This window comes from Bordetella pertussis 18323, from assembly GCF_000306945.1.
In the GTDB taxonomy this organism is placed as follows: Bacteria; Pseudomonadota; Gammaproteobacteria; order Burkholderiales; family Burkholderiaceae_B; genus Bordetella; species Bordetella pertussis.
The window spans coordinates 2,675,268-2,690,741 of sequence record NC_018518.1; the positions used below are offsets into that span (position 1 = coordinate 2,675,268).

The window sequence follows — 15,474 nt, forward strand, 5'->3', positions numbered from 1 at the left end:
CTCAGCGCACCTTGCCCTCCCTCCAGGCCTGCAGCAGCTTTTCATACGCGATGGTCTGGCCCTGGGGCTTTTCGTTGGCCAGCTTCTTCCATGGCGCGTGCTGGTCCGACAGCCACTTGGCCGGATCGCTCTTGGGGTTCAGCTTGGGCGCGCACTGCGCCATGCCGGCGCGCTCCAGCCGCGCCAGCACCTGATCCATTTCGTTGGCCAGCGTGTCCATGGCCTGCTGCGGCGTCTTCTCGCCCGTGACCGCGGTGGCCACGTTCTTCCACCACAGCTGCGCCAGCTTGGGATAGTCGGGCACGTTGTTGCCGGTGGGCGTCCACGCCACGCGCGCCGGGCTGCGGTAGAACTCGACCAGGCCGCCGTAGTTGGCCGCGTTCTTGGTGAAGAACTCGCTGTTGATGTCGCTGTCGCGGATGAAGGTCAGGCCGGTGATGGACTTCTTCAGCGACACCGTCTTGGACGTCACGAACTGCGCGTAGAGCCACGCGCCGGCCAGGCGGTTGGCGTCGGTGGACTTGAAGAATGTCCACGAGCCGACGTCCTGGTAACCGTTCTGCATGCCGTCCTTCCAGTACGGTCCATAGGGCGACGGCGCCATGCGCCACTTCGGCGTACCGTCTTCGTTGACCACCGGCAGCCCCTTCTTGGTCATGTCGGCGGTAAAGGCGGTGTACCAGAAGATCTGCTGGGCAATCTGCCCCTGCGCCGGCACCGGGCCGGATTCGGAGAAGGTCATGCCGGTGGCCTGCTGCGGCGCGTACTTCTTCATCCAGTCCACGTACTTGGTCAGCGCATAGACCGCGGCCGGGCTGTTGGTGGCCCCGCCGCGCGCCACCGAGGCGCCCACCGGCGTGCACTTGTCGTCGGCCACGCGGATGCCCCATTCGTCGACCGGCATGCCGTTGGGCAGACCCTTGTCGGCCGCGCCGGCCATCGACAGCCAGGCGTCGGTGAAGCGCCACCCCAGCGAGGGATCCTTCTTGCCGTAGTCCATGTGGCCATAGACCCGCTTGCCATCGAGCTCCTTGACGTCGTTGGAGAAGAACTCGGCGATGTCCTCGTAGGCCGACCAGTTGGTCGGCACGCCGAGTTCGTAGCCGTACTTGGCCTTGAACTTGTCCTGCAGGTCCTTGCGCGCGAACCAGTCGACCCGGAACCAATAGACGTTGGCGAACTGCTGGTCGGGCAACTGGTACAGCTTGCCGTCGGGCGCCGTGGTGAACTTGGTGCCGATGAAGTCCTTCAGGTCCAGCCCCGGATTGGTGTACTCCTTGCCCGCGCCCGATATGTAGTCCGACAGCGGCAGGATGGCGCCATACCGGTAGTGCGTGCCGATCAGGTCCGAATCGGAGATCCAGCCGTCGTAGATGGACTTGCCCGACTGCATGGACGTCTGCAGCTTCTCGACCACGTCGCCTTCCTGGATCAGGTCGTGGTTGACCTTGATGCCGGTGATCTCGGTGAAGGCGCGCGCCAGCGTCTTGGCTTCGTACTCGTGCGTCGTGATGGTCTCGGACACCACGTTGATCTCGCTCACTCCCTTGGCCTTCAGCTTCTCGGCCGCGTCGATGAACCACTTCATTTCCGCCATCTGCTGGTCCTTGGACAGCGACGAGGGCTGGAACTCGCTGTCCACCCATTTCTTCGCCTCCGGCTCGCCAGCCCAGGCCGCCTGCGTCCCGATCAGGGCGATGGCGGCCGCCATGGCATGCATGCGCATTTTCATGACTTGTCTCCTCGATGCGCCTCCCCTGTCTTTGCTGCGGGACGCCGGGCCGGGGAAGGCTGGGCCGTTGTCCTGGTAAGACCCCCAACGATTTTCCGGGGCAGCGGATGCGTGCCGCTACCCTTTGCGCATCACCAGCGCCAGCACCACCATCGACAGCACAAAACCGATCCAGACCGTGGGCGGCTCGTCCAGCGCGAACCACTCCATCGCCTTGCTGCCCAGCCCCACGTAGGCGAGATTGATCCAGGCCGCGATCATCAGGCCGATGAACAGGCGGTCGCCGCGCGTGGTGGCGATGGGCAGGAACCCCTTGCGCAGGCGCGTGGGCGAGCGCAGCTCCCAGATCGTCATGCCCGCCAGCATCAGCGCGATGCAGGCGAAGAACACCGCCACCGGCGTCGTCCATACCATCCAGCCGAACATGGCGCCCTCCCCTCAGACCCGGCCCATCGCGAAGCCCTTCGCGATGTAGTGCCGCACGAACCAGATCACGATGACGCCCGGCACGATGGTCAGCACGCCCGCGGCGGCCAGCACGCCCCAGTCCATGCCCGAGGCCGACACGGTGCGCGTCATGGTGGCCACGATGGGCTTGGCGTTGATCGAGGTCAGCGTGCGCGCCAGCAGCAGCTCCACCCAGCTGAACATGAAGCAGAAGAACGCCGCCACCCCCACCCCGGCCTTGATCAGCGGCAGGAAAATGGTGAGGAAGAAACGCGGGAAGCTGTAGCCGTCCACATAGGCCGTCTCGTCGATCTCGCGCGGCACGCCCGACATGAAACCCTCCAGGATCCACACCGCCAGCGGCACGTTGAACACCAGGTGCGCCAGCGCCACCGCCAGGTGGGTATCCATCAGCCCCAGCGAGGTGTACAGCTGGAAGAAAGGCAGCAGGAACACCGCCGGCGGCGTCATGCGGTTGGTCAGCAGCCAGAAGAACACGTGCTTGTCGCCGATGAAGCGATACCGCGAGAACGCATAGGCGGCCGGCAGCGCCACCGCCAACGAGATCACCGTGTTGATCAGCACGTAGATCAGCGAATTGATGTAGCCCGAATACCAGGCCGGATCGGTGAAGATGGTGCGATAGTGCTCGACCGTGAAGTCGCTGGGCCACAGCGTCAGGCTGCCGAGGATCTCGGTATTGGTCTTGAACGACATGTTGACCATCCAGTACAGCGGCAGCACGGCGAACAGCAGGTACAGCGCGAGAAAGATCCCGCGCCAGGAAGAACGGCGCTCAGCCATGGCGGCTCTCCTCGTCCAGCCCGCCGGCGGTGCCGGCGCGCTGCATCCAGTTGTAAAGCACGAAGCACAGCAGCAGGATGATTAGGAAGTAGACGATCGAAAACGCCGCCGCCGGGCCCAGGTCGAACTGCCCCACCGCCTTCTGGGTCAGGTACTGCGACAGGAAGGTGGTGGCGTTGCCCGGCCCGCCGCCGGTCAGCACGAAAGGCTCGGTGTAGATCATGAAGCTGTCCATGAAGCGCAGCAGCACGGCGATCATCAGCACGCCGCGCAGCTTGGGCAGCTGGATATAGCGGAACACCGCGAAGGCCGACGCGCCGTCGATGCGCGCGGCCTGGTAGTAGGCGTCCGGAATCGCGCGCAGGCCGGCGTAGCACAGCAGCGCCACCAGCGGCGTCCAGTGCCATACGTCCATGACCAGGACGGGTCAGCCACGCGTCCAGCGCGTCGCCGGTGTAGTTGTAGTCCAGCCCCAGCGCCGCCAGGGCCGCGCCCAGCAGGCCGATGTCGGTGCGCCCGAACACCTGCCAGATGGTGCCCACCACGTTCCAGGGAATCAGCAGCGACAGCGCGATGACGACCAGCACGGCCGAAGCCCGCCAGCCGCTGGCCGGCATGGCCAGCGCCAGCAGGATGCCCAGCGGGATCTCGATCAACAGCACCGCCAGCGAAAAGCCGATCTGGCGCCACAGCGCGCCATGCAGCTCTTCGTCCTGCAATACCGCGGCGAACCATTCGGTGCCCACGAAGACGCGCCGGTCGGGCGCGATGATGTCCTGCACCGAATAGTTGACGATGGTCATCAGCGGCAGGATGGCCGAGAACGCCACGCACAGCACCACGGGCAGCACCAGGAGCCAGGCCCGGTGATCGATCGGTTTCATCGGATCAGCTCCTCGTCGCGGTAAAAGCAGGTATGGCGATTGAGCACCGCCAGCCAGACGGTGTCGCCGGCGCCGGGCAGCGCCGCATCCAGCGGCAGGCGCGCCCGCAGCGCGATCGATTCGAACTCGGCGCCCAGCAAGGCATAGGTGCCGACGTCCTGCACCCGCGCCACCCGCACCGGCAGCGCGCCCGGCGTGTGCGGGGCGACCAGGCGCAGGTACTCGGGCCGCACGCCCAGCTTCACCGGCCCGCCCTGCGCCAGCGCCTCGGCCTGGCCGGCCGTCAGCCCCTCCAGGCGTTGCGAACCTATGCGCAGGGCGCCGTCGCGCCACTCGGCCGGCAGGAAATTCATGCCCGGCGAACCGATGAAATGACCCACGAACGTATGCGCGGGACGCTCGAACAGGTCGTCGGGCGTACCCACCTGCACCGCGCGTCCGCGCGACATCACCATCACCCGCTCGGCGAACGTCAGGGCCTCGGTCTGGTCGTGCGTGACATAGATCAGGGTCAGCTTGAACTCGTGGTGGATTTCCTTCAGCTTGCGCCGCAGCTCCCACTTCAGGTGCGGGTCGATCACCGTCAGCGGCTCGTCGAACAGGATGGCCGACACATCGCTGCGCACCAGGCCGCGCCCCAGCGAGATCTTCTGCTTGGCGTCCGCCGTCAGGCCGCTGGCGCGGCGCTCCAGCACCGCCGACAGCTCCAGCATTTCGGCGATGCGGCCGACCCGCTCGCGGATATGCGCCTGCGGCACGCCCCGGTTGCGCAGCGGAAAGGCCAGGTTGTCGGCCACCGTCATCGTGTCGTAGACCACCGGAAACTGGAAGACCTGGGCGATGTTGCGTTGCTGCGGCGTGCGGCCGGTCACATCCTGGCCGTCGAACAGCACCCGGCCCTGCGAAGGCCGCAGCAGGCCGGACACGCAATTGAGCAGGGTGGTCTTGCCGCAGCCCGACGGCCCCAGCAAGGCGTAGGCCCCGCCGTCCTCGAAGGTGAAGCGCAGCGGCAGCAGCGCGTAGTCGTCCTCGCCGCGCGGATCGGGGCCATAGGCGTACTCCAGGTCGAGCTCGATGCTGGCCATCAGCGCTCCCCCGCGGCGCGGCGCCGCCAGCAGCGCGCCGTCCGGCCCGAAGGCGTAGCTGTCGGCCGGATCGAAATGCAGCGTCAGGCGCGAATCCAGCGGATAGCGGTGCACGCCGGTCAATTGCGCCACGACCGGACCGGCGGGCGTGCGCACATGCACGAACGAATCCGATCCGGAAATCTCGGCCAGCTCCACCACGCCCGGCAAGGCCACGTCGGCGCCGCGCGCCTCGGTGCGGAACACCCCGGCGCGCAGTCCCGCCGTCAGCGCATCGTCGCCGGTCTCCGGCGGCGGCAGCGCGCACGGCACCATCACGCCCGAGGCCAGCATGAAACCGCCGTTGGCGCGCCGCGCCGGGAACAGGTTCATGGGGGGATCGCTGAAGGCCCGCGCCACCCGGATGGAATTGGGGCGATGGAAGACCTCGGCGGTCGGACCGTATTGCAGCAGCCGGCCGGCGTCGAGCACCGCGGTATGGCCGCCCAGCAGCAGGGCCTCGGCGGGCTCGGTGGTGGCATAGACCACGGTCGAGCGCCCCTGGGCGAACAGGCCGGCCAGCTCTTCGCGCAAGGCTTCGCGCAGCTTGTAGTCCAGGTTGACCAGCGGTTCGTCCAGCAGCACCAGCGGCGCGTCCTTGACCAGCGCGCGCGCCAGCGCCACGCGCTGCTGCTGGCCGCCGGACAGTTCGGACGGATAGCGGTCCAGCAGGTGCTCGATATGCAGGCGTTCGGCCATGGCCCGCACGCGCGCCGGGATATCGGCGGCGCCGCGCAGGCGCAGCGGCGAGGCGATGTTGTCGGCCACCCGCATCGACGGGTAGTTGATGAACTGCTGGTACACCATGGCGACGTTGCGCTGGCGCACCGGCACGCCGGTGACATCGGCCCCGTCGACCAGCACCTTGCCCTCGGTGGGGCGGTCCAGCCCGGCCATGATGCGCATCACCGAGGTCTTGCCGGCCAGGGTCGCCCCCAGCAGCACGGTCATGGCGCCCGGCGCGGGCTGCAAGCTGAGCGGGTACAGGTGTACCTGTGACCTCGCGCGCAGTTGAATTCCGTCCAGAACCAGCTGCATCTCTCCTCCGGCAAACGCGGTACGATTGCTTTCGTTGCTTTCTTTGCGTTTTAACGAACAAGCGAAAGAAAAACAATCTTGCACCGCGTCATTATTTTTCGGTTTTGTTGTTTTATGATGCGAACATGACCCTCAATCCCAGACAAAGCGCCCTGGTCGAACTGGTTCGCACCCAGGGCTCGGCCACCATCGAAGCGCTGGCGCGCCATTTCGACGTCACCCTGCAGACCGTGCGGCGCGACGTCAACCTGCTTTCCGAAGCCGGCATGCTGTCGCGCTTTCATGGCGGCGTGCGGATCGAGTCGTCGACCATCGAGAACATCGCCTACCGCAAGCGCCAGGGGCTGCACGCCGAGGGCAAGCGCCGCATCGCCGAGGCGGTGGCCCGCGCGGTGCCCGACGGCTGTTCGCTGCTGATCAACATCGGCACGACCACCGAGGCCATCGCGCGCGCCCTGCTGCGCCATCGCGGCCTGCGCGTCATCACCAACAACCTGCACGTGGCCGACATCCTGTCCGACAACCCGGATTGCGAAGTCATCGTAGCCGGCGGCGTGGTGCGTTCGCGCGACCGCGGCATCGTCGGCGAGGCCACGCTGGACTTCATCCGCCAGTTCAAGGTCGACATCGGCCTGATCGGCATATCCGGCATCGAGGCCGACGGCACCTTGCGCGACTACGACTTTCGCGAGGTGCGCGTGGCGCGCGCCATCATCGAACAATCGCGCGAGGTCTGGCTGGCCGCCGATAGCAGCAAATTCCAGCGCCAGGCCATGGTCGAGCTGGTGCACGTCTCGCGCATCCACCGCTTCTTCACCGACACCCAGCCGCAAGAGCCGCTGGCCCAGGTGCTGCAGGACGCCGGCGTGCGCTGCGACGTCGCCGCGCAGTCGGCAGGCGCCGCCGCGGCCTGAGCGCCTGCCCAGCCCCTTTTCCCGCCCCGAACAGAATCCATGACCGCCCCTACCCTCGCTCCCATCGACCCGCCCGCGCGCGCGCAACTGCTTACCGACCTGCAAGGCGCCCCCGATTGGGATGTCATCGTCATCGGCGGCGGCGCCACCGGCCTGGGCACCGCCGTCGATGCCGCCGCGCGCGGCTACCGCACCCTGCTGGTCGAGGCCGCCGACTTCGCCAAGGGCACCTCCAGCAAGGCCACCAAGCTGGTGCACGGCGGCGTGCGCTACCTGGCGCAGGGCAATATCAGCCTGGTGCGCGAGGCCCTGCACGAACGCGGCCTGCTCAACCGCAACGCGCCGCACCTGGTGTGGCCGCTGGGCTTCGTCGTGCCGGCCTACAGCCTGCTGGACCAGCCGTTCTACGGCGTCGGCCTGAAGATGTACGACATGCTGGCCGGCAAGCTGAACCTGGCGCCCAGCCGCTGGCTGTCGCGCGGCGAAACGCTGCGCCACGCCGCCACCGTGGCCGAGCGCGTCAACGGACGAGCCTTGCGCGGCGGCATCCTGTACTACGACGGCCAGTTCGACGACGCGCGCCTGGCCATCGCCCTGATGCGCACCCTGTACGACCTGGGCGGCGTGGCGCTGAACTATGCGCGCGCGGTCGGCCTGACGCGCACGGACGGCCGCGTCGACGGCGTGACGGTGGCCGACGCGCTGGGCGAGCTGCGCGTGACGCTGCGCGTGACGCTGCGCGCCAAATGCGTGGTCAACGCCACCGGCGTGTGGGTCGACGCGGTGCGCCGCATGGACGACCCCGCCGCGCAGACCATGGTGGCGCCCAGCCAGGGCGTGCACCTGACGCTGCCGCGCGACTTCCTGCCCGGCGAAGACGCCATTCTCATACCCAAGACCGACGACGGCCGGGTGCTGTTCGTGGTGCCCTGGAACGGCCACACCATCGTCGGCACCACCGACACGCCGCGCACCGACCTGCCGCTCGATCCGCAGGCCGGCCAGAACGAAATCGACTTCATCCTTGCCACCGCGGCGCGCTACCTGAGCCGCAAGCCCACCCGCGCCGACGTGACCAGCGTGTGGGCCGGCCTGCGCCCGCTGGTCAAGGCCACCGGCGAAGCCTCGACCAAGTCGCTGTCGCGCGAACACACCATCGTGGTCTCCAAGGGCGGGCTGGTCACGGTCACCGGCGGCAAATGGACCACCTACCGCAAGATGGCCCAGGATGTGGTCGACACCGCCATCGAGCACAAGCTGCTGGCCGCGGCGCCATGCCGCACGTCCGAGCTGCCGCTGCATGGCGCGCCGGCCGACGGGCAGCCCAACGGCGCGCCCCACGGCACGCCCGACAGCTACTACGGCACCGACCTGGCGACGCTGCGCGCGCTGCCCGGCGCCGACCGCATGCTGGTCAAGGCCAGCGCCCTGACCGAGGCGCACGTGCGCTATGCCGCCCGCCACGAACTCGCGCGCACCGTGGAGGACGTGCTGGCCCGCCGCAATCGCGCCCTGTTCCTGGACGCCGAGGCCGCCCTGCTGGCCGCGCCCGAAGTGGCCCGCATCCTGGCGCAGGAACTCGGCCACGACGAAGCCTGGAGCCGCGCCACGCTGGCCGAGTTCGAGGCCGTGGCCGCGCACTACCGGCTGGCCTGATATAGTTAGCCCCGACGATTTCGCAGCGCCCTGCAGCGCTGGGGCGCGGGCCCGGTCCCGGTACGAGGTAGGACGCAAGCATGGATACGACAACGCTGAAAGGCCTGACTGTCCTCGAGGCGCTGGTGCGCTCGGGCGAAAGCCGGTCCGCCGGCGAACTCGCCCAGGAGTTGGGCCTGGTGCGCAGCAACGTGCATCGCACCCTGCAGACCCTGGCGCATGCAGGCTACGTGGAGGCCATCGCCGACTCGGCCAAGTACCGCCCCACCTTGCGGCTCTGGGAGCTGGGCAACGTCGTCGTGCAGCGCTTCGACATCCGCAAGCAGGCCTATCCCACCATGCAGGCGCTCGCCGCGCATACCGGCGAAACCATCCTGCTGGCGGTGCGCCAGCGGCTCGAAGTCTGCTTCCTGGACAAGATCCAGACCGAAAAACCCGTCGGGACGTTCGTGCTGCTGGGCGCGCGGGCGCCGGTGCATTGCACCGCGCCGGGCAAGGCCATCCTGTCGCGCTGCTCGCACGGCGAGCTGCAAGCCCTGCCCGAGACCTTCGAACGCTACACCGCCAAGACCATCACCACGCGCGAGGCGCTCATCGCCGAACTGGCCATCGCCCGCGAGCGGGGCTACGCCATCAATACCTCCGAATGGCGCGAGGGCGTGAATTCGCTGGGCGTGCCGATCACCGCACCGGGCGGCGAAGCGCTCGGCGCGATCTCGGTCACCGGCCCCGATACCCGGGTGACGCTGAAAAAGCTGGACGGCTACGCGCCGGTCCTGGTCGAGGCCGCCCGCGAGCTGTCGCGCCGTATTGGCGGCTGACGCGCGCTCAAGCGCGCGAGGCCAAGGCGTCGTAGTCCGCCTGGGCCCGCGCCGACAGCGCCGGCAGGCCGGCCCCGACCTGCGCCTCATGGCCGCCGTCGACGAATATCGTCTGCCCCGTGATGAATCCATTGGCCGGACCGGCCAGGAACGCGGCCAGCGCGGCCACGTGCTCCGGCCTGCCCACGCCCAGGGCCTGCGGCGCGCGCTCCAGCGCCATGTCGAGCGCCTGGCGATCCTGCACGATGTGCCGCGTCAGCGGCGTATCGATTATCCCGGGCGCCACGGCATTGAGCAGGACGCCATGCCGGACCCATCTGTCCTGCAGGGCCTGATGCCGTATCCAGACCGAGACAGCGCGCTTGGTCGTTTCGTACGCCGTGCGCGGGTGCAGGCCGCCGGCCCGGGCCAGATCCAGCGCGTCGGCGCGACGGCCATCCAGGCACGCGGCATAAAGGCCGGCGTGGGCCTGGCGCAGCATGGCGATGGACGACAGGGCCACAGCGCGCCCGTGACCAGAACGGCACAGGAACGGGTGCAATTGTTCGAGCACGCCTGTGGTGCCGAAGTAGTTGACCGGCCACGATCGCTTCCGGGCTGCCGGTTTTCCCGCTCACGCCCGCGCACGTGAGCACGCCATCGACCACCGAGACGCCCTGCGCGGCCAGGCGCGCCCCGACCAGGCCGACCTGCCCGGCATCGGACAGGTCGATCTCGATTTCCGCATTGCGCAGATCGATCCCGATCACCGTCGCGCCCCCCGCCTCGAGCGCGCGCCGCGTCGCCGCGCCGATGCCCGACGCGCTGCCGCTGACCACATAGGTGCGGCGCGCGCGCTGCCCAGCCTCGTCCTCCATGCCCGCTGGCGTGGCCATCATTGCAGCGGAATCTCGGCCCGCTTGATCACATCCCGCCACAACAGGCGCTGGCGGCCGTAGTAGTCCTCGAACTGCGCAACCGACATGTGCGTGGGCGTACCGCCGACCTGTTCGATCTTCTGGATGACCGCAGGATTCCTGAGAAAACCGTCGACCGCCTGGTTCAGTGCCTGCACGATCTCCGGCGGCGTGCCCGTGCGGGTGAACACACCGAACCACGTCTGCGGCGTGAACTCGGGAACGCCAGCTTCGGCGGTGGTCGGAATCGTGGGATGGTCCTTGACGCGCTTGGCGGAAGTCACGGCCAGCGCACGGAACTGGCCCGAGAGGATATACGACGTGACCGAGGTCAGGTCGGAAAAGTACAGGCCGGTCTCATGCCGCACCAACGACATGGCTGCCGCCGGCCCGCCGTTGTAGGGCACCAGGTACAGCTTGTCCTTCGTGATCAGGCGGTACATTTCCGCGACCAGCCGGGTCGATATCCCCGCCTCGGCGGTCGTCAGGCCATTGGGCATGCCGGCCGCCACCGTCTTGATATCGGCCAGTGTCTTGATTTCGCTTTCCGGATAGGTCGCGACCACGAAGGGCGCGGTCATGATCAGTCCCACGGGTTGCAGGTCCTTCGCGCCGTAGAGCGGCTGCTTGTAGATCTCCGCATTGATGGCGGCCGGCGCCCCCTGGAACATGATGGTGTAGCCGTCGGGTTCGGCGCGCGCCATGGCCGTCTCGCCGACCACGCCGCTGGCGCCGGGGCGGTTGATGACGACCACCTTGTCCTTGAATGGCGCGCCGACGTGGGCGGCAAACAGCCGGGCCAACATGTCCACGGAGCCGCCGGCGGGAAACGGCACGATCAGCGTGATGTTGCGGGTCGGGTAGTCCGCCCTGGCGGGCAGCGAAGCGCCAGCCAGGACGACGAGTGCGCAGAGGGCGCTGCACCAGGTACGCACGAAATGCATGGATGTCTTCATTTTTCCTGTCTCCTCGCGGGTCGTCGGCGCGGCGCCGCTCAACCCGATATCGCCGACCATGCCGCCACGCGGCCGAATATCAGGGCCTTGCCCAGCGACGCGCCGGTCATATAGCCACGCCCGTGGGCGCCGCCGATGATCTCGCCGGCGGCGTACAGGCCGTCGATGGGCTTGCCCCATACGTCGACCACCCGCATCCGTCGGTCGACCTTGATGCCGGCATACGTGGTTGCCATATAGGGAACCGTGGCGTAGGCGTAGTAACGGGGATGTTCGAGGGGGAACGCCTCGCCGACCTGGTTGGACAGATGCCTGCGGCCGAAGCTGTCGCGCTGCTGGCGTATCCCGTCGTTGTATTCGGACACGGTGCGCGCCAGCGCCTGCGGATCGATGCCGATCCGCTCGGCCAGCTCGACGATGGTGTCCGCCGCCGTCACCCGCCCCAGGTCGAAAGCCCGCTGGAAGTCCAGCGTCTTGGGCGCTCGTACGGAAAGGTCCATCACCTTCTGGTCGAAGATCTGGAAGCCGCGCGCGCCGGCCTGGTCCATGCTTGCCTTGCCTATCGCCTTGTACGATTTCGATTCGTCGACGAAGCGCTCGCCCGTGCTGTTGACGACGATTCCGCCGCGATAGTACGCAAGCAGAATCGTGTTGGGCTCGCTCGGCACGGCCTCCTGCAAGGCCCCGAACGTGGGCACCAGCGCATCGATGTCGGCGATCGCCGCACCGTGCGCCCAGGCCATTTTCAAGCCGTCGCCCTGGTTGCCCGCCCCGCCTGTCAGCAGCACGTTCTCCAGGTGCGGCGCCAGCATCGACATCAGCTCGGGGCTTTGCGAGAAGCCGCCGCTGGCCAGGATGACGCCCTGCCGCGCGCGGTATTCGACGGCGCGGTCCGCATGCCGCGCCGTCACCGCGACGATGCGCCGGCTGGCCGGGTCGCGGTGCAGGGCCGAGACCGGCGCCGAGGTCTGCACGGCGACGCCGTATTGCTGGCGCAAATGCTCGTTCATTAACGCCATGACCCGCGCCGGCGAAGTCGGATGGCTGCGGGGCACGGACTGGTTGGACGAAAACTGGATCGGGTCGAACACCACCCCCAAGTGGCGCAGCAGCCGATAGGCGTCGAGCTGGTGCGCTACGTAAACGTCGATGAGCTCGCGCGCCTGCTCGCGCGCCGCGCAGGCGAGCAGATCGCGCCGCAGCCGCTCGGGGCTGTCGTCGATGCCCTGCCCGGCCTGCTCCGGCGTGCCGGCAAAGGCGAACGACCCGCCGCTCAGCACGGTGCTTCCGCCGATGTCGGGCATTTTTTCCAGCACCGCCACGCTCTTTCCCGCCTTCGACACCTCGATCGCCGCACTATGCCCGGCCAGCCCGCCTCCGACGACGACGACATCCACTTCCTTCACTTCCTGGGCACTCATTTCCCGCCTCCTTGATCAAGTGGTTCGCGTGCTCATTGGTCTGCCAGCCGGAGCAGGCGCGCGGCGTTGCCGCCCAGGATCGCCGCGACGACGTCCTGCGGCCACCCCCAGGCGGCATAGGCATCGATCATGGGCTTGAAGGGCTTGGCCGGATAACCCGTGCCGAACAGCGTACGCCGAGGCAGATACGTCGCGGCCGCCTTGGCGTACTCCTGCGCGCCGGGAAACACGTTCGTCAGGTAAAGGTCGGGCGACAGCCAGACATTGGGACAGGTCAGGCAGACGCCGATCATCTCCATCACCCAGGGGTAGGCCGCATGGGCGATCACGATATCCAGGCCGGGGAAATCGATCGCCACCTGATAGGCCTGCACCGGGTTGCTGTGCTCATAAGGCCGCTTCGTGAATGCCTGCAGCACCGCGGACAGCGTCACGCTGACCGGCACGCCATGCTTTACGCATGCTTCGTAAATGGGATAGAGCCTTTTGTCGTTCATGCCGCAGAAACTGGCATCGGCGGAAATCGTCGGCTCCAGCGCGACGCCGCGAAAACCCGGCGTGCCCACGCGGGCATCAATCTCGTCGAGCATGCGCTGCATGGGCCAGCCCAGATCCAGGCCCATGAAGCCGACGAACCGGCCCGGATGATCGGCAAACAGGGTTGCCAGCTCGTCGTTGGAGACGATGCCGAAGGGCTCCATCGAATACCGGCCGGGAACCACGCCGACCGCCACGCCGGCCGCGTCCATTTCGGAGATCAGCAGGGGCAGCGAGCACTGCCCGACAGACGGCTCGACCGGAAAGTCGGGATGGCTGGTCTTGGGGCCGGCCTGGTACAGCGTGGAACGCGCGAAGCCCGGTATGGGCGGGCGCAACCGCATATCGACAATCATTGCACGCTCTCCCCGGCCGGATTGCCCGGCCGCACCGTTCGATGACTCGACGCCATGTGCCCCTCCCTGGATGGCGGCCGGTCCTGGCCGGGCCGGGCCGCGCTTTGATTGTCCATTATTTAGACGTAACGTCTATTTATTGGACAAATTATAGGGCGGCAAAAATGACGCGTCAACGCATGGCGAGTGAAAAAGAAAGCGCGCGCAGCGCACGCGCCCCTTGCGGGCGCGTGTCGCCACGTCGGGGCGTCAGCCCCCGCGGCCGTTGTCCAGCGCTGTCAGCATGGCGCGGGCGGCGCGCTCGGACGAGGCCGGGTTCTGGCCGGTGATGAGCAGTCCGTCGTTGACCACGTAGGCGTGCCAATCCTCGGCCTTGCTGTAGCGCGCGCCCAGGTCGACCAATTCGTCCTCCACCAGGAACGGCACCACCTCGGTCAATTGCACGACCGCTTCCTCGGTGTTGCTGAAACCGGTCACCTGCCGGCCGGCCACCAGCGGCGTGCCGCAGCACGCCAGGCGCATGGCACACGGCCGCCACCGGCTTGCCGCCGGCCAGGAAGGTCTCGATCAATGCGGTCGAATGCGCGCTTTCGGCCAGGTCCCACAGCGGGCCATGTCCGCCCGGGTAGAACAGCGCGTCGAAATCGGCCGCACGCATATCGGCCAGCTTCGCCGTGTGCGCCAGCGCTTGCTGCGCCTGGGTGTCGGCCGCGAAGCGGCGGGTCGCCTCGGTCTGGGCGTCGGGCTCGTCGCTCTTGGGATCCAGCGGCGGCTGGCCGCCGGCCGGCGAGGCCAGCGTGACACGGGCGCCGGCGTCGACGAATACGTAATAAGGCGCGGCGAACTCCTCGAGCCAGAACCCCGTCTTGCGGCCGGTGTCGCCCAGCTGGTCATGCGAAGTCAGCACCATCAGTATTTTCATGCGTCGCTCCTGGGGAAGAGGCGGTCCGCGGCGTGGGCGGCCGGCCATGACCCGCCCATTACACCATCGGCCGGCGACGCCATGGGAAAGACACAAGAATTCTTACGCCTGCGGCGTATCATCGCCCTATCGAGCCTGCTCGCTTCCCGGAAATCCGCCATGTGTCTTGCCGTCCTGGCCCTGCACGCCATTCCCGGCCTGCCGGTACTGATCGCCGCCAACCGCGACGAATTCCATGCCCGCCCCACTGCCGAGGCCACGCGCTGGCCCGGCAGCCCCTCCATATACGCCGGCCGCGACCTGCAGGCCGGCGGCACCTGGATGGGCGTCAGCGACCATGGCCGCTATGCGGTGGTCACCAATTTCCGCGATCCCCGCAACATCCAGCCCGACGCCCCCTCGCGCGGCGCCCTGGTGGAAGCGTTCCTGCGCGGCGCGGCCAGCGCGCAGGAATACCTGCACGACGTACATGCCCGTGGCGCGCGCTACAACGGCTTCAACCTAATCGTCGGCGACGCCGGCGGCGCCTGGTACTGCAGCAACCGCGACGGCGCGCCGCGGCGCCTGGCCGCGGGCGTCTACGCCCTGTCGAACCATTTGCTCGATACGCCCTGGCCCAAGCTGGCGCGCACCAAGGCCGCCTTCGAACGCATCATCGCCGCCGCGCCGCAACCCGACCTGGCCGCGCTGTACGCGGCGCTGGCCGACCCCACGCCCGCGGCCGACCACGAATTGCCGGCCACCGGCCTCGCCCTGGAGCGCGAACGGCTGCTCAGCAGCCCCTTCATCGTCAGCCCCGACTATGGCACCCGCAGCGCCTGCATCCTGGCGCTGCATGACGATGGCCGGGGCGAATTGCACGAACGGCGCTTCCGTCCCGACGGCGCCATCGCCGGGCAGACCGACCTGGACTTCCCGTGGCGCGCCGCGCACGCCGAACTTCACCGCGCCTCCTGTGTCTAAGCA

General features: G+C 68.0%; 12 protein-coding genes and 3 pseudogenes. 4 read left to right on the plus strand and 11 right to left on the minus strand.

The features are described 5' to 3' along the window. Position 1: 1 nt before the first annotated feature. From BN118_RS12570 to BN118_RS20550, 6 genes and pseudogenes are all read right to left on the minus strand, one after another. Positions 2–1,732 carry an ABC transporter substrate-binding protein gene (locus BN118_RS12570; protein ID WP_014905907.1) on the minus strand — a complete coding sequence of 577 codons (1,731 nt, stop codon included), beginning with the start codon at positions 1,730–1,732 and terminating at the stop codon, positions 2–4. Positions 1,733–1,849: 117 nt separating this feature from the next. Beyond that, a complete protein-coding gene (locus tag BN118_RS12575) occupies positions 1,850–2,158 on the minus strand; it encodes a DUF2160 domain-containing protein (protein WP_004568502.1) in 309 nt (102 codons plus the stop codon). Between the two features lie 12 nt (positions 2,159–2,170). Continuing rightward, positions 2,171–2,983 (minus strand): carbohydrate ABC transporter permease, encoded by an 813-nt coding sequence (locus tag BN118_RS12580; RefSeq protein WP_010931047.1) that lies wholly within the window; start codon positions 2,981–2,983, stop codon positions 2,171–2,173. Further along, a pseudogene (locus BN118_RS12585) lies at positions 2,976–3,867 on the minus strand (carbohydrate ABC transporter permease). Before BN118_RS12585 ends, BN118_RS12580 begins: the two are co-directional and overlap by 8 nt. After that, on the minus strand, positions 3,864–4,952 hold the full coding sequence (locus BN118_RS20545) for an ABC transporter ATP-binding protein (RefSeq protein ID WP_014905908.1): 1,089 nt from the start codon (positions 4,950–4,952) through the stop codon (positions 3,864–3,866). The pseudogene BN118_RS12585 and the gene BN118_RS20545 overlap by 4 nt, the downstream one beginning before the upstream one ends. Before the next feature lie 6 nt (positions 4,953–4,958). Further along, positions 4,959–6,029, minus strand: a pseudogene (locus BN118_RS20550) (ABC transporter ATP-binding protein); the annotation flags it as partial. A gap of 125 nt (positions 6,030–6,154) precedes the next feature. Here BN118_RS20550 and BN118_RS12600 point away from each other — a divergent pair. The 3 genes from BN118_RS12600 (at position 6,155) to BN118_RS12610 (ending at position 9,420) form a co-directional block, all read left to right on the plus strand. Continuing rightward, complete coding sequence (locus BN118_RS12600) at positions 6,155–6,943, plus strand: DeoR/GlpR family DNA-binding transcription regulator (RefSeq protein WP_010931049.1); 789 nt, start codon at positions 6,155–6,157, stop codon at positions 6,941–6,943. A 39-nt stretch (positions 6,944–6,982) separates the two neighbouring features. Further along, positions 6,983–8,599 (plus strand): glycerol-3-phosphate dehydrogenase/oxidase, encoded by a 1,617-nt coding sequence (locus tag BN118_RS12605; protein ID WP_014905909.1) that lies wholly within the window; start codon positions 6,983–6,985, stop codon positions 8,597–8,599. An 80-nt stretch (positions 8,600–8,679) separates the two neighbouring features. Beyond that, positions 8,680–9,420, plus strand: coding sequence for an IclR family transcriptional regulator (locus BN118_RS12610; RefSeq protein WP_010931051.1), 741 nt, complete (start codon positions 8,680–8,682; stop codon positions 9,418–9,420). Between the two features lie 7 nt (positions 9,421–9,427). Here the strand turns inward: BN118_RS12610 and BN118_RS12615 are convergent, their stop codons facing one another. The 5 genes and pseudogenes from BN118_RS12615 to BN118_RS12635 all read right to left on the minus strand — a co-directional run bounded on the left by BN118_RS12615 (position 9,428) and on the right by BN118_RS12635 (position 14,508). Beyond that, positions 9,428–9,922 (minus strand): SDR family oxidoreductase, encoded by a 495-nt coding sequence (locus BN118_RS12615; RefSeq protein WP_019247407.1) that lies wholly within the window; start codon positions 9,920–9,922, stop codon positions 9,428–9,430. Positions 9,923–10,294: 372 nt separating this feature from the next. After that, positions 10,295–11,314 (minus strand): tripartite tricarboxylate transporter substrate binding protein, encoded by a 1,020-nt coding sequence (locus tag BN118_RS12620; RefSeq protein ID WP_010931052.1) that lies wholly within the window; start codon positions 11,312–11,314, stop codon positions 10,295–10,297. Next, entirely contained in the window at positions 11,311–12,693 is a 1,383-nt protein-coding gene (locus tag BN118_RS12625; protein ID WP_014905910.1) for an FAD-dependent oxidoreductase, read from the minus strand. Before BN118_RS12625 ends, BN118_RS12620 begins: the two co-directional genes overlap by 4 nt. 32 nt (positions 12,694–12,725) lie before the next feature. Beyond that, positions 12,726–13,586, minus strand: a complete 861-nt coding sequence (locus BN118_RS12630; RefSeq protein ID WP_010931054.1) for an amidohydrolase family protein — start codon at positions 13,584–13,586, stop codon at positions 12,726–12,728. Between the two features lie 249 nt (positions 13,587–13,835). Beyond that, positions 13,836–14,508 (minus strand): annotated as a pseudogene (locus tag BN118_RS12635) (type 1 glutamine amidotransferase domain-containing protein). Between the two features lie 159 nt (positions 14,509–14,667). Here BN118_RS12635 and BN118_RS12640 point away from each other — a divergent pair. Then, positions 14,668–15,471: an NRDE family protein gene (locus BN118_RS12640; protein WP_010931055.1), complete on the plus strand. Its 804-nt coding sequence runs from the start codon at positions 14,668–14,670 to the stop codon at positions 15,469–15,471. Positions 15,472–15,474 lie beyond the last annotated feature (3 nt).

Excerpts from the sequence above, each read along its gene's own strand:
- BN118_RS12640 (WP_010931055.1), top strand. The coding sequence starts at position 14,668 with ATGTGTCTTGCCGTCCTGGCCCTGCACGCCATTCCCGGCCTGCCGGTA.
- BN118_RS12570 (WP_014905907.1), bottom strand. The coding sequence starts at position 1,732 with ATGAAAATGCGCATGCATGCCATGGCGGCCGCCATCGCCCTGATCGGG.
- BN118_RS12605 (WP_014905909.1), top strand. The coding sequence starts at position 6,983 with ATGACCGCCCCTACCCTCGCTCCCATCGACCCGCCCGCGCGCGCGCAA.
- BN118_RS12630 (WP_010931054.1), bottom strand. The coding sequence starts at position 13,586 with ATGATTGTCGATATGCGGTTGCGCCCGCCCATACCGGGCTTCGCGCGT.
- BN118_RS12580 (WP_010931047.1), bottom strand. The coding sequence starts at position 2,983 with ATGGCTGAGCGCCGTTCTTCCTGGCGCGGGATCTTTCTCGCGCTGTAC.
- BN118_RS12600 (WP_010931049.1), top strand. The coding sequence starts at position 6,155 with ATGACCCTCAATCCCAGACAAAGCGCCCTGGTCGAACTGGTTCGCACC.
- BN118_RS20545 (WP_014905908.1), bottom strand. The coding sequence starts at position 4,952 with ATGGCCAGCATCGAGCTCGACCTGGAGTACGCCTATGGCCCCGATCCG.
- BN118_RS12575 (WP_004568502.1), bottom strand. The coding sequence starts at position 2,158 with ATGTTCGGCTGGATGGTATGGACGACGCCGGTGGCGGTGTTCTTCGCC.
- BN118_RS12610 (WP_010931051.1), top strand. The coding sequence starts at position 8,680 with ATGGATACGACAACGCTGAAAGGCCTGACTGTCCTCGAGGCGCTGGTG.
- BN118_RS12625 (WP_014905910.1), bottom strand. The coding sequence starts at position 12,693 with ATGAGTGCCCAGGAAGTGAAGGAAGTGGATGTCGTCGTCGTCGGAGGC.